This is a genomic window from Nocardioides sp. CPCC 206348, assembly GCF_048654705.1.
GTDB lineage: Bacteria > Actinomycetota > Actinomycetes > Propionibacteriales > Nocardioidaceae > Nocardioides.
The window spans coordinates 53,072-66,332 of sequence record NZ_JBMCZA010000165.1 but is presented as its reverse complement, the minus strand read 5'-3'; the positions used below and the strand labels follow the sequence as shown (position 1 = coordinate 66,332).

The window sequence follows — 13,261 nt, the reverse complement described above, 5'->3', positions numbered from 1 at the left end:
CCTCGTCCAGGTCGTCGAGCGAGCCGGTCACGGTCGTGATCCGGTCGGCAACACCTGCCGCTTCGGCACGACACCGGGCTTCCGCCAACCACAGGGGCGCCGGATCGAGGATCGTGACGTGGTGCCCGGCCCGCGCCAGCGGTACGGCGTCCCGCCCGTCTCCGCCACCCACGTCCAGGACACGGAGCGGGCCGCCCCCGAGCTCGGCGACCTGGCGCCGCAAGGTCTCCTCGACGACGGCGAACCGGATCCGCCCCCACGGCGCGTCGGCCCAGGCCCGCCAGTCGGCGAGCTTGTCGTCGAACACTTCGACGGGGCCGCGACCCGTCACGTCTTCACCCTGTTCCGTCCCGGCCACGCGCTCAACACTCGATGACGTTGACGGCGAGGCCGCCGCGCGAGGTCTCCTTGTACTTGGTGTGCATGTCCCGGCCGGTGTCGCGCATCGTCTTGATCGCGCGGTCGAGGCTCACGGTGTGCAGCCCGGTGCCGACCAGTGCCAGTCGGGCAGCGTTGATGGCCTTCACCGACGCGATCGCGTTGCGTTCGATGCAGGGGATCTGGACGAGCCCGCCGACGGGGTCACAGGTCAGGCCGAGGTTGTGCTCGATCCCGATCTCGGCAGCGTTCTCGACCTGCTGGGGCGTGCCGCCGATCACCTCGCAGAAGGCGCCCGCGGCCATCGAGCAGGCCGAGCCGACCTCGCCCTGGCAGCCGACCTCGGCGCCGGAGATCGAGGCGTTCTGCTTGAACAGCGCACCGATCGCGCCGGCCGTCAGCAGGAACCGCACGATCCCGTCCTCGGTGGCGCCGGGGACGAAACGGACGTAGTAGTGCAGGACGGCGGGGATGATCCCGGCCGCACCGTTCGTCGGAGCGGTCACCATCCGGCCGCCCGCGGCGTTCTCCTCGTTGACCGCCAGGGCGAAGAGGTTCACCCAGTCCATCGCACGCAGCGGGTCGTGGTCGTCAGGTGACTCGGTGAGGCGAGCGAGCAGGGCCGGGGCCCGCCGGGGCACCTTGAGCCCACCGGGAAGCACGCCCTCGCTCGCACAACCCGCGCGGACGCACGCGGCCATCGCCTCCCAGATCTCGAGCAGCCCGGCCCGTACCTCGTCCTCGGTGCGCCACGACAGCTCGTTGGCCAGCATCACGTCGCTGATGCTCAGGCCGTTCTCCGCGCAGGCGGCCAGCAGCTCGCCCGCGTTGTTGAACGGGAAGCGGACCGGCGTCTCGTCGGCCACCACGCGGTCGGCGCCGATCGCGTTCTCGTCGACCACGAACCCGCCACCCACCGAGTAGTAGATCCGCTCGCGGAGCACGGCCCCGCTGGCGTCGTATGCCGTGAAGAGCATGCCGTTGGGATGGCCGGGCAGCGACCGACGCCGGTGCATGACGAGGTCGTCCTCGCCGAAGTCGACCTCGTGCTGGCCGGCCAGGGACAACCTCTGCGCCGTCCGTACGGCGGCCGCGCGGTCGTCGTACGTCGCGATGTCGACGGTCGCCGGCTCGGCCCCCTCGAGCCCGAGGATCACCGCCTTCTCCGAGCCGTGCCCGTGCCCGGTCGCGCCGAGCGAGCCGTAGAGCTCGGCCCGCACCCGGCCGACCGACGCGATCAAGCCGTCGGCGACGAGCCCGTCCGCGAACTGCTTCGCGGCCCGCATGGGGCCGACAGTGTGCGACGAGGACGGGCCGATGCCGACCGAGTAGAGATCAAAGACGCTCAGCGCCATGCCTCCACCCTAGGCCGCTCACCCCAGCGGGATGTAACCCTTCACGGTGTCGGCGAGGCGGCCGACCGGATTCTTCTTCTCCGGCTCCTTCTCGCCGACCGCGTGCCACGGCGCGAAGACCCGCTCGGCGTCACCGATCACCGGCTCCAGCTCCGGGTAGTGACGCAGCATGACGTCCTTCATCGTGGTGTTGTTCACCCAGTCCAGGCCGACCTGGGTGTACACCTCGGGGCGGTAGTCGGTCGTGAAGAACCGGTCGCTCTTGAGGCGACGCGACGCCATCAGGATGAAGATCCGGAAGGCCGTGTCGGAGAAGCCGAAGCCCTTCGGCGGCTTCTCGGCCTGCATGCCGATCTGCAGGTCGACGGCGTTGACGTCCCCCTTGTAGATCTCGGCCATCTCCTTGGCCCACGCCTTGTTCGGGGTGATGTCGTCGAACGTCTTGCGCCGTGGCATCCGCAGCACCTCGCGGAAGTCGTTGTAGCGGGGGATGCCCCGCTCGCGGTCGCGGACGATGTCGAGGGTCGCGAGGTCGGTGATCTGGCCGTCGACGCGGGTGAGCTTGCGGAGCGCGTTCGGGTAGTTCTTCAGGCTGACGGCGCCGGCCGAGGCCCGGCCGAAGGAGTACCACATGTCGCCCATCTCCATGCTGTCCATGAAGTCGCGGGTGTACATGCCCTGCAGCTCGGTGAAGTCGCGGTGCTCGATGAACTCGCCGGACTCGAGGGAGTAGAAGTCCCAGTCGTCAGCGATCAGCGGGTGCATCCGGTAGACGGAGACGAACTCCTCGGTCAGGGAGAACGGCGCCGAGTGGTGGTCGGTCGAGGAACCGATGATCCCCGAGAGCGCTTCGCTGTCGCCGATCCGGCCGAACTTGTCGCGGAAGGCCTCGCCGAGGCCGCCGTACCAGTTGGCGTACATGCCGACCTGCAGCGCCGGGTGGCGCAGGACGCAGGGGGTCCACTCGACGGTGTGGATCTTGGCGATCAGGGCCGACACGACGAGGACCCCGACCTCGAAGAGCCGCTGGTCGCTCAGCGACGGGTAGGCCTTCTTGAGCTCGTCACACACCGCGTTGTGCTCGCGGGAGAACATCGTGTGGAGCAGGCCGACGCCCACCCAGTAGTTCTCCTTCATGCCGGTGAGGTCGATGCCCGGGATGCTGCTCTTGAGCAGGCGGCCGTCGTCGCCGACCTTGATCTTGCCGTCGACGAACGTGCGCATCTCGTCCTGGCGGTCCTTGCCGCTGCCGTAGATCTGCGAGCCGTCCCACCAGTGCGTCTCCTGGTTGGCGAAGACCGGCGCCGGACAGCCGCTGGTGATCTCGCCGCCGTTGATCGGGATGGTGGACCGGATCCGCATCGGGTTCTCGGGGAAGGTGTCGCCGTCCTGGAGCGGGATCTCGATGGCCCGGTCGGGCACGCCGTCGCCGTGGAAGAACCAGTTGTGGTTCTCGAACTGCAGCCACGCAGCCGCGAGGCCGTTGATGATTCCGGCCGGCTTGAACGTGTCGCGCGCCATGAGCCGCTCGCTGATCACCCGCGGGTCGGGGTCCAGCAACCGTTTCAGGTCCGGCGAGGTCTTCTCGATCGGTGCATTGCGACCGAAGCCCGTGCCGCGGGCCCCCATGTGCTTGCACCCCAGGTCGTTCCAGGTGCCGTCGGGGGTGCGCGCCCGGATCGCCTCCTCGGGCGGCGTCTCCTTCGGGTCCTCGGCAGGACGGATCTCGTCCCCCTCGAAGAGGTTCTTGTCACGAAGGTCGTTGCGCTCGCCGGCAAGGGCCTTCAGTTGGAGGAGCAGGGACGGGTTCTGGTGCCACTGGAGCATGAGCGAAGTGTGACCACAGCCACACTCGGTCGTCTAGTGTCACGTCCATGGCTCAGGAGAATGACTTCCCGCGGGCATCGATCATCGAAGGCGTGCGGTTCACCGCGCAGGTCGGTGTCCCGAACGTGATCCAGGGACTCTTCAAGAAGCGAGAGCTCCCCACGAAGGTCGCCGGCGTCGCTCGCGCCGACCTGTTCGGCTTCATGTTGATCCAGGGCCTGGTCCGGAAGTACGGACCGGGTCCGTTCTACGTCCGGGTCGCGACCGACGAGACGCTGCTGCTGAGCGATCCGTCCGACATCGAGTTCGTCCTCGGCGGCTCGCCCGAGCCGTTCGCTTCGGACCCGCCGGCCAAGAAGGCCGGGATGAGCGCCTTCCAGCCGGACGCGCTGACGCTGTCGCGCGACGACCTGTGGCGCAACCGGCGCGCGTTCGCGGAGAGCGTGCTGCAGACCGGCAAGCCGATGCACTCCCTCGGCGCGCGCATGGTCAAGGCGGCCAGCGAGGAGGCGGCCGGGCTGACCGGCGAGATCGGGTACGACGACCTCAACGCCGGCTTCCAGCGCCTCACCCGTCGTGTGGTGTTCGGTGACGCTGCCGCTGACGACACCGAGCTCACTGCCCTGCTCGGCACCTTGATGTCGGCCGGCAACCGCACGCCCGGCAAGGCCGCGAAGGGGTACGACGAGCTCGTCGAGCGGATTTCGTCGTACGTCGACGCGGGGGAGAAGGGCTCCCTGGTGTCGCTCGTGGCCAAGGCGCCCCACGACGAGGAGACCTCGGTCCCGGGACAGCTGGTGCACTGGCTGTTCGCGATGGGCGACACCCTTCCCGCGAACCTGCTGCGCGCCCTGGCCCTGATCGGCAGCCACCCGGAGCAGCGCCGCGAGGTCTACGCGGAGCTCGAGGGCGTCGACGTGACGGTCCCGAAGGCCGTGGCCGGGCTGGAGTACCTCGGCGGGGTCATCCAGGAATCGATGCGCCTGTGGCCGACCACCCCGATGTTCGGCCGCGTCGCCACCACCGACGTCACCTTCCCCGACGGACGCGTCCTTCCCGCAGGCACGCAGGTGCTGCTCTCCAACCTGTTCAACCATCGCGACGCCGACCGGATCCCGTACGCCGACCGGTTCGCGCCGGGGGAGTGGGTGTCCGGTGACGCCGGGAAGTCGTGGTCGTTCAACTTCTTCAGCCACGGACCCCAGGGTTGTCCGGGCGCCAACATGTCGGTCTTCCTCGGACAGGCCTTCCTGGCTGCTCTGCTGCGCCGGGCCACGCCCGAGCTGGTCAGTCCGTCCCTCAACCCCACGAAACCACTACCGCACGGGCTCGACCTGTTCGCGATCCGGATTGGACTGACTGCATGAGCGACCTGGCTGGCCGCACCTTCCTCGTCACGGGAGCCAACACCGGTATCGGCAAGGAGACGGTTCGCGTGCTCGCGGGACGCGGCGCTCGCGTCGTCCTGGCCGGGCGGTCGGAGGAGAAGACGAAGGCCGCGATCGACGAGATCGCCAGCGAGACGGGCAACACCGACCTCGACTTCCTGGCGCTCGACCTGGGCGACCTGACGTCGGTCCGCAAGGCGGCCACGACGTTCCTCGAGTCCGGTGAGCCGCTGCACGTACTGATCAACAACGCCGGTCTCGCCGGTGCGAAGGGCCTGACCGCCAGCGGGTTCGAGCTCGCCTTCGGCACCAACCACGTCGGCCCGTTCCTGTTCACCGAGCTGCTCCGCGAGCACTTGATCGAGAGCGGTCCCGGCCGGATCGTGAACGTGGCCAGCACGGCCCACTTCCAGGCCAGGGGGATCGACTGGGACGCCGTACGCCAGCCGGCTGCGACGCGCACCGCGCTCGCCGAGTACGCCGTGTCGAAGCTCGCCAACGTGCTCCATGCCCAGGAGCTCGGACGCCGACTGCAGGGGACGGGCGTGACGACGTACTCCCTCCACCCGGGCGCGATCGCCTCCGACGTGTGGCGCGAGGTGCCGTTCGGGCTCCGCCACGTGCTCAAGCTGTTCCTCAAGTCGACGGCCGACGGTGCCCGGACCTCGCTGTACTGCGCGACCTCGCCCGACGTCGCCGGGGACTCCGGCCTCTACTACGACAACAGCCGCGAGAAGACCGCTTCGAAGTACGCGACGGCCGAGCTCGCCGACGAGCTGTGGCGCCGCAGCGAGGCCTGGGTGATGGGCTGAGGGCTCGTTGATCGACGTGGCACCATGGCGGACGTGACCAGCGGACCGGACGCGGAGTACCTGCGCCAACTGGCCCGGCTGCGGCGCGTCCGCGACCGGATCGACCGGGAGTACGCGAAGCCGCTCGACGTCGAGGCGCTTGCCCGCGACGTGCACATGTCGGCGGGACACCTCAGCCGGGAGTTCAAGCGGGCCTACGGCGAACCGCCGTACTCCTACCTGATGACGCGCCGGATCGAGCGGGCGATGGCGCTGCTGCGCCGCGGCGACGTCAGCGTCACCGACGTGTGCTTCGAGGTCGGGTTCTCCTCGCTCGGGACCTTCAGCACCCGCTTCACCGAGCTCGTCGGCGTGGCGCCCAGCGTCTACCGCGAGCAGACGGATGCCGCGGACGGGCAGCCCGTCGAACCGCCGTCGTGCGTCACCAAGAAGGTCACCCGCCCGGTACGCCGGGGCGGCGCGCAGACCAGTCCCGACGTCCCGGGATCGAACGGAGAATCGATCAGGAATCAAGAAGCGCCGCGCTTCCAGTCGCCACTAGCGTGACTGCCATGAACCTCAGCCTCCAGCACAGCTTCCTGCCGCACACCGACGCCGAGGCCTCGGTTGCGTTCTACCGCGACGTCCTCGGCTTCGAGATCCTCAACGATGTCGGCTACGGCGACATGCGCTGGGTCACCGTTGCGCCGGCCGGCCAGACCAGCCCCTCCATCGTGCTCACCCCTCCGGCTGCCGACCCGGGCATCACCGACGAGGAACGCAACACGATCGCGGAGATGATGGCCAAGGGCACCTACGCCACCGTGGTGCTGAGCTCGCCGGACCTGGACGCGACCTTCGAGAAGATCCAGGCCACCGGTGCCGAGGTCATCCAGGAGCCGATCGACCAGCCGTACGGCGTCCGCGACTGCGCCTTCCGCGACCCTGCCGGCAACCACGTCCGCATCAACCAGGCCTGACGGCGTGGCCGAGCCTCGGGATGCGGCCACCCGACGCCGGGACACTGTTGCCCTCCTGACCACGCCGGCGATCGACGTCTGGGTCGCCACCTCGTCGCCCGACGGGGACCCCCACCTCGTCCCGGTGTCCCTGGCGTGGATCGATGAGCGGGTCGTCATCGCCGTGGCCGCGTCCTCGGCCACCGCCTCGAACCTCACGGCCACCCGGCGGGCGCGCCTCGGGGTCGGTCCGACCCGCGACGTCGTGATGATCGACGTGGAGCTGGAACGGGCCGTCGGCACCGACGACGACGCCCTGGGCGCCGCCTACGCCGCCCAGGCGGACTGGGACCCGCGAGGCCAGGCCGACTACGTCTACCTCGTGCTGTGTCCCCGGCGACTGCAAGCATGGCGCGAGGCCAACGAGATCGTCGGTCGTACCCTCATGCGCGACGGCACCTGGCTCACCCCCACCGCAACCGATGGAGATGTCTGAATGAGCACCACCCCCCACCCAGCGGACAGCCACGACCTGATCCGGGTCCAGGGCGCGCGGGAGAACAACCTGAAGGACGTCAGCGTCGAGCTGCCGAAGCGACGCCTGACCGTGTTCACCGGTGTCTCCGGGTCCGGCAAGAGCTCGCTGGTCTTCGCGACCATCGCTGCCGAGTCGCAGCGGATGATCAACGAGACCTACAGCACCTTCGTGCAGGGCTTCATGCCGAACCTCGCTCGCCCCGAGGTCGACAACATCGAGGGTGTCACGACCGCGATCCTCGTGGACCAGGAGCGGATGGGGGCCAACGCCCGGTCGACCGTCGGCACCGCCACCGATGCCAACGCGATGCTGCGGGTGCTATTCAGCCGGATCGGTGACCCCTTCATCGGCCCGCCCACTGCCTTCTCCTTCAACGTGCCGACCCGCAAGGCCAGTGGCGTGATGAGCACCGAGAAGGCCGGTGGCAAGGTCGAGAAGAATGTCGTCCGGCAGGCCGTCTACCTCGGCGGCATGTGTGCGGAGTGCGAGGGCCGGGGGAGCGTCTCCGACCTCGACCTGACCCAGATCTTCGACGAGTCGAAGTCGCTGGTCGACGGCGCCATCCTGGTGCCCGGCTACACCGCGGACGGCTGGATGGTGGCAGCGTTCAAGGAGGCCGTGCCGGCCGACATCCCGATCAGAAAGTTCACGGCCGCCCAGCGCGAGGACTTCCTCTACGCCGAGCCGCGCAAGGTGAAGGTCGACAAGATCAACATCACCTACGAAGGCCTGATCCCCAAGATCCGCAAGTCGATGTTCAGCAAGGACGTCGACTCCCTGCAGCCCCACATCAAGGCGTTCGTCGAGAAGGCCGCCGTGTTCGCGGCCTGCCCCGCGTGCGAGGGAACCCGCCTCAACGAGGCCGCTCGTTCCTCGAAGGTCAACGGCCTGGGGATCGCCGACGTGTGCTCGATGCAGATCACCGACGCCGCCGACTGGGTCCGCAAGATCAAGGACCCCTCGGTCGCGCCCCTGCTGGGCAACCTGCTCCACCTCTTCGACTCGTTCGTCGAGATCGGGCTGGGGTACCTCTCGCTGGACCGTCCTGCCGGGACCCTTTCCGGGGGAGAGGCGCAGCGCACCAAGATGATCCGCCACCTCGGATCCGCCCTCACCGACGTCACCTACGTCTTCGACGAACCCACCATCGGCCTGCACCCCCACGACATCGAGCGGATGAACAAGCTGCTCCTCGAGCTGCGCGACAAGGGCAACACTGTTCTCGTCGTCGAGCACAAGCCCGAGACCATCGAGATCGCCGACCACGTCGTCGACCTCGGCCCGGGCGCTGGTACGGCGGGCGGCATGGTCACCTTCGAAGGTGACGTCGCCGCACTGCACAAGTCCGACACCCTGACCGGCCGGCACCTCAGCTATCGGGCCGAGCTCAAGTCCGAGCTGCGCACCGCCTCGGAGCATCTCGAGATCCGTGGCGCCTCGACCCACAACCTGCGGGACGTGTCGGTCGACATCCCGCTCGGCGTCCTGTGCGTCGTCACCGGTGTCGCCGGGTCCGGCAAGAGCTCGCTGATCCACGGCTCGGTGGCGGGCGGCGAGGGCGTGGTCGTCATCGACCAGGGCGCCATCAAGGGCTCGCGGCGGAGCAACCCGGCGACGTACACGGGGTTGCTGGAGCCGATCCGCAAGGCATTCGCGAAGGCGAACAACGTGAAGCCGGCGCTGTTCAGCGCGAACTCCGAGGGTGCCTGCGGGAGCTGCAACGGCAACGGGATGATCTACACGGAGCTCAGCTTCATGGAGACCGTCGCCACCCTGTGCGACGAGTGCGGCGGCAAGCGGTTCCAGGCGTCGGTCCTGGAGCTGACCTTCGGCGGTCTCAACATCGCCGAGGTGCTCGACCTGCCCATCACCGACGCGCACGCCTTCTTCGCCGAGGGCGATGCCAAGACACCGGCAGCGGCGTCGATCCTCGGCCGGCTGGAGGACGTCGGCCTCGGCTACCTCAAGCTCGGCCAGCCGCTGAACACGCTGTCCGGTGGTGAGCGCCAGCGGATCAAGCTCGCGATGCGCATGGGAGAGAAGGGCGGGGTCTACGTCCTGGACGAGCCGACCACCGGACTGCACCTGGCTGATGTCGCGAACCTGCTCGGCCTGCTGGACCGCCTCGTCGACTCCGGCAAGTCGGTGATCGTGATCGAGCACCACCAGGCCGTGATGGCCCATGCCGACTGGATCATCGACCTGGGGCCGGGCGCCGGGCACGACGGCGGCAAGGTCGTGTTCGAGGGCACGCCCGCCGACCTGGTGGCCAAGCCGAAGACGCTGACCGGCCAGCACCTGGCGGAGTACGTCGGGAGCTGAGGTCGGCGGGTCGCGCCGACCTCAGCCCGACGGGCGGACCGTCAAGCCCTCACGTCGGTCGTCCTCAGTCGAACCACGGGTTGCGGAGGTCGTAGAACCTGGCGTCCTTCATGGCGTACTCGAGCTCCTTGCGTACGTCCTCGGGTGGCTCGACCTGCTCGCCTGCCCGTGCTGCCTCTTCACTGGTGAACGCGACGGTCTCGGTGAACGTGCCATCGGGCTCGATGGCCAGCGTCCCGCCGAGGATGTCCGGCCGCATCTCGTGCAGGCTGGTCGTGTCGGCCAGCATCGCCTTGAGCCGGTCGGGGTCGTCGACACGGCCTCGGATGACCTGGACGAACCCGGCCTGGTCGGAGCCACCGTCCATGAGCAGGGTGACGTCGTCGCAGTCGTGGAACTCGAGCGGGCCGTCCATGAGGGCGTTGAGCCGCTCGGCCCACGCTCCCTGCTCCGGACGGTTGGAGTTGGCCATCGCGGCCTCGCGGGACTCGAAGCGCACGACCGCCATCAGCTGGTCGTCGTCGGTGAAGCCGTAGGTGCCGCCGAGCCAGCCGGTGGCGCCGTGGGAGAGGTCACTCCGCCACTCGTCGAGGAGCGCGTGCACCTCGTCCTGTCGTGTGCACGCACCCTGGATGATCTGTATGAACACTGTCTGCCTCCTCGGTCGATGGGTGTGCAGAAGACCGGTCGAGGCGTTCGGGGCCACGGCCGGGCCCATCTCGCAACGTACGCCGATCAGCCCCTGTGCACCATGGCTGAACGGGAGCATCCGGGCAGATCGCGGGTGTCGGTGCGTGCCGGTAGACAGGTGTCATGAGCCGCGACGTGCAGATCACCTTCGACGCCCACGACCCCCGCGCGCTGTCCACGTTCTGGCGCGACGTCCTCGGCTACGCCCATCCCGGCCCACCCGGCGTGGTGCTGGCCGACGGCGCCGATCCGCTGACCGCCTGGGACGGGTTCCTGGCTTCGATCGGTGTGCCCGAGGACCAGTGGAACTCCCGCTCCGCGATCGAGGACCCCGACGGTGCTGGTCCACGCGTCTTCTTCCAGCAGGTGCCCGAGGACAAGGTCGCCAAGAACCGCGTCCACCTCGACGTCCGGGTGGCACCCGGGCTCCAGGGGGAGGACCGGATGGCCGCGCTCGAGGCCGAGTGCGTGCGACTCGTGGCGCTCGGCGCGACCCGGCTCCGGCGCCATGAGCCGGCGCCCCCGATGGAGACCGGTTTCATCGTGATGGCCGACCCCGAGGGCAACGAGTTCTGCCTCGACTGATCTCCTATGCGCCCCCGGAGGTGAGGATGACCAGTTGCTGGGTGGCGCGGGTCATCGCGACATAGCGGTCGACGGCGCCCTCGACGCCGGTGCCGAAGTCCTCCGGGTCGAGGAGTACGACGAGGTCGAACTCGAGGCCCTTGGAGTGCTCGGGCGACAGCGACCGGACCCGGCGCCGGCCGTCGTACTGGCCGTCCTCGCGATCGGCACCGATGACGCAGGCCGTGCCCTCCGTGTGGGCAGCCAGCCAGTTGTCGAGGATCTCGTCGACATCGGCCGTCGCCCCGTGGACGACGGGGATGCCACTGCGGCGGATGGAGGTCGGGACGTTGGCGTCCGGCAGGACGGCCCGGATGACGGGCTCGGCCTCGCTCATGACCTCTTCCGGGGTGCGGTAGTTGATGCTCAGCGACGCCATCTCGATCCGGTCGAGCCCAACCGTCTTGAGCCGTTCCTCCCAGGTGTCGGTGAACCCGTGCCGGGCCTGCGCCCGGTCACCGACGATCGTGAAGCTGCGCGACGGGCACCGGACGAGCAGCATCTGCCACTCCGCGTCGGTGAGTTCCTGCGCCTCGTCGACGACGACGTGCGCAAACGGGCCGGCCAGCAGATCAGCGTCGGCCCGGGGGAGTGCACCGTCGTCGACCAGGGCGTCGCGGATGCCGTCCTGACGGAGCTGGGCCATCATTCCGTCCTCGTCGTCGAGCTGGAGCAGGTCCTCGATGACGTCGTCCATGCGCTTGCGCTCGGCAGCGACCGCTGCCTCGCGCCGACGCCGGCGGCGTGATTCCTCGGGGTCCCCGAGCCGCAGCCGGGCCGCGTCGAGGAGGGGAAGGTCTGACGTCGTCCACGCCCTGGGTTCGTCTCGCCGCAGGACCTTGACCTCGTCGGGTTCGAGCCACGGAGCGCACATGCGCAGGTAGGCAGGAACCTCCCAGAGGTCGCCGACGAGGTCCTCGGGGTCGATGAGCGGCCAGGCCTTGTTGAACGTGGTGACCAGGTCGCGGTTCTGGAGCAGTGCCCGGCGGAGCATCTCCGGGGTGACGTCCTCGTCGCCCTCGAACTTGTCGACGAGGATCGTGAGCAGTTCCTCCCACACCTCGTCGCGGGCCAGGTTGTGCGGCGTGCCGGGATCGGGGGACTCGAACGCCTCGGCCCAGTCATGCTTGCTCAGCCACAGGTCCGCCCACGGGGTCTCGACCTCGCTGCCCACCGTGGGCGGCTCCTCGTACATCCGGACTGCCGGCTCGATGGCGCCCACCATCGCGGCGCTCGCCTTGAGGCGCGCCACTTCAGGACTGCCTTCCGGCTTCACGTCGCGGCCACCGGGAACGAGATCCTTCAGGGTGCAGGTCTGGACGCCGTCCTCACCCAGGCTGGGGAGCACGTCGGCCACGTAGGCGAGATACGGCTCGTGCGGACCGACGAACAGCACCCCTCCGCGGCCGTCCCCGAGGTGCGGGTCGGAGTAGAGCAGGTACGCCGCGCGGTGGAGCGCAACGACGGTCTTGCCCGTGCCCGGCCCACCGTCGACGACGAGCGCTCCCCGCGACGACGCACGGATGATGGCGTCCTGGTCGGCCTGGATGGTGCCGAGCACGTCCCGCATCTGCGGCGACCGGCTGCTGCCCAGGCTGGCGACGAACGCCGACTGGTCATCGAGCGCGGCGTTGCCCTCCAGCCCCTCGGGCGTGAACACCTCGTCCCAGTAGTCACCGATCCGGCCCAGCGTCCAGCGGTACCGCCGACGGCTGACCAGCCCCATCGGGTTGGCATGGGTCGCGCCGAAGAACGGCTCGGCGGCGGGGGAGCGCCAGTCGACCAGCAGGCGTCGACTGTCCTTGTCCGTCAGGCCCAACCGGCCGACGTACACGACCTCGCCGTCCTCGCTCACCATCCGGCCCAGGCAGAGGTCGAGTGTGTAGCGCCGCATCGTGCGCAACCGGGCAGCCAGTCGATGCACCTCCAGGTCGCGATCCATCGCCTCCTGGCCGGTCCCGCCTGGCGCCTTCCGCTCCTGGTCGAGCCGCTCGGAGAGGTCGGCGATCGACTCGTCGAGGCTGGTCTGGATGGCCTGGAAGTGGCGCTCGTCGTCGGCGATCAACGCAGGGGAGTTCTTGGCGGCAAGGTGGTCGGGAAGGGCAAACGCAGTGGTGGTTGCGTCGGTCAAGTGATCAGCTCCGGGGCAGTTTCGTGGCAACTTCAGGGCGTGGAATCGGGGATTCTGCCCTGACCAGAGGGCCTTGCCGCAAGCCCCCATCTGCGTTATACCTTGGATACGGAGGCACTGTTCGGCGCCCGTCGTTGAGATGGTTGAGCCGGTCGCGCAGGATTCATTCACCCACACTGCGAACCTGACGGGCGACGCGCGTCGTACATAGGGCAACCGACAGAAGAGGTGCCCATGCCAGGCCCGTCCCCGGAAGCC

Annotated in this window: 12 protein-coding genes; 7 read left to right on the top strand and 5 right to left on the bottom strand. The window is 69.0% G+C overall.

Annotation, left to right across the window (positions count from 1 at the left end):
* From ACOADB_RS12910 to ACOADB_RS12900, 3 genes are all read right to left on the bottom strand, one after another.
* Nucleotides 1-358 (bottom strand): class I SAM-dependent methyltransferase (locus ACOADB_RS12910; RefSeq protein WP_378599062.1); only part of this gene is annotated, 358 nt, incomplete at its 3' end.
* Nucleotides 359-362: 4 nt separating this feature from the next.
* The gene (locus ACOADB_RS12905; protein WP_378599059.1) at nt 363-1,733 is read right to left on the bottom strand and encodes an L-serine ammonia-lyase; all 1,371 of its coding nucleotides are present in this window, start codon (nt 1,731-1,733) and stop codon (nt 363-365) included.
* 18 nt (nt 1,734-1,751) lie between these two features.
* Nucleotides 1,752-3,560, bottom strand: coding sequence for a peroxidase family protein (locus tag ACOADB_RS12900; RefSeq protein ID WP_378599056.1), 1,809 nt, complete (start codon nt 3,558-3,560; stop codon nt 1,752-1,754).
* A gap of 47 nt (nt 3,561-3,607) precedes the next feature.
* Here ACOADB_RS12900 and ACOADB_RS12895 point away from each other — a divergent pair, with 47 nt between their 5' ends.
* Genes ACOADB_RS12895 through ACOADB_RS12870 form a run of 6 tightly spaced genes read left to right on the top strand, consistent with a single transcriptional unit; the run spans nt 3,608 to nt 9,558 of the window.
* Nucleotides 3,608-4,927: a cytochrome P450 gene (locus ACOADB_RS12895; protein ID WP_378599053.1), complete on the top strand. Its 1,320-nt coding sequence runs from the start codon at nt 3,608-3,610 to the stop codon at nt 4,925-4,927.
* Nucleotides 4,924-5,760 carry an SDR family oxidoreductase gene (locus tag ACOADB_RS12890; RefSeq protein WP_378599050.1) on the top strand — a complete coding sequence of 279 codons (837 nt, stop codon included), beginning with the start codon at nt 4,924-4,926 and terminating at the stop codon, nt 5,758-5,760. Before ACOADB_RS12895 ends, ACOADB_RS12890 begins: the two co-directional genes overlap by 4 nt.
* Before the next feature lie 33 nt (nt 5,761-5,793).
* Complete coding sequence (locus ACOADB_RS12885) at nt 5,794-6,306, top strand: helix-turn-helix transcriptional regulator (protein WP_378599047.1); 513 nt, start codon at nt 5,794-5,796, stop codon at nt 6,304-6,306.
* A gap of 5 nt (nt 6,307-6,311) precedes the next feature.
* On the top strand, nt 6,312-6,719 hold the full coding sequence (locus tag ACOADB_RS12880; protein ID WP_378599044.1) for a VOC family protein: 408 nt from the start codon (nt 6,312-6,314) through the stop codon (nt 6,717-6,719).
* Between the two features lie 4 nt (nt 6,720-6,723).
* Nucleotides 6,724-7,194, top strand: a complete 471-nt coding sequence (locus ACOADB_RS12875) for a pyridoxamine 5'-phosphate oxidase family protein (protein WP_378599041.1) — start codon at nt 6,724-6,726, stop codon at nt 7,192-7,194.
* The gene (locus ACOADB_RS12870) at nt 7,195-9,558 is read left to right on the top strand and encodes an ATP-binding cassette domain-containing protein (RefSeq protein WP_378599038.1); all 2,364 of its coding nucleotides are present in this window, start codon (nt 7,195-7,197) and stop codon (nt 9,556-9,558) included.
* Nucleotides 9,559-9,622: 64 nt separating this feature from the next.
* On the opposite strand, the gene ACOADB_RS12865 is transcribed toward ACOADB_RS12870, so the two are convergent.
* Nucleotides 9,623-10,207 carry a hypothetical protein gene (locus tag ACOADB_RS12865; RefSeq protein ID WP_378599035.1) on the bottom strand — a complete coding sequence of 195 codons (585 nt, stop codon included), beginning with the start codon at nt 10,205-10,207 and terminating at the stop codon, nt 9,623-9,625.
* A 164-nt stretch (nt 10,208-10,371) separates the two neighbouring features.
* Here ACOADB_RS12865 and ACOADB_RS12860 point away from each other — a divergent pair, with 164 nt between their 5' ends.
* Complete coding sequence (locus ACOADB_RS12860; protein WP_378599032.1) at nt 10,372-10,833, top strand: VOC family protein; 462 nt, start codon at nt 10,372-10,374, stop codon at nt 10,831-10,833.
* A gap of 4 nt (nt 10,834-10,837) precedes the next feature.
* On the opposite strand, the gene helR is transcribed toward ACOADB_RS12860, so the two are convergent.
* Nucleotides 10,838-13,003, bottom strand: a complete 2,166-nt coding sequence (helR, locus tag ACOADB_RS12855; RefSeq protein WP_378599029.1) for an RNA polymerase recycling motor ATPase HelR — start codon at nt 13,001-13,003, stop codon at nt 10,838-10,840.
* Nucleotides 13,004-13,261 lie beyond the last annotated feature (258 nt).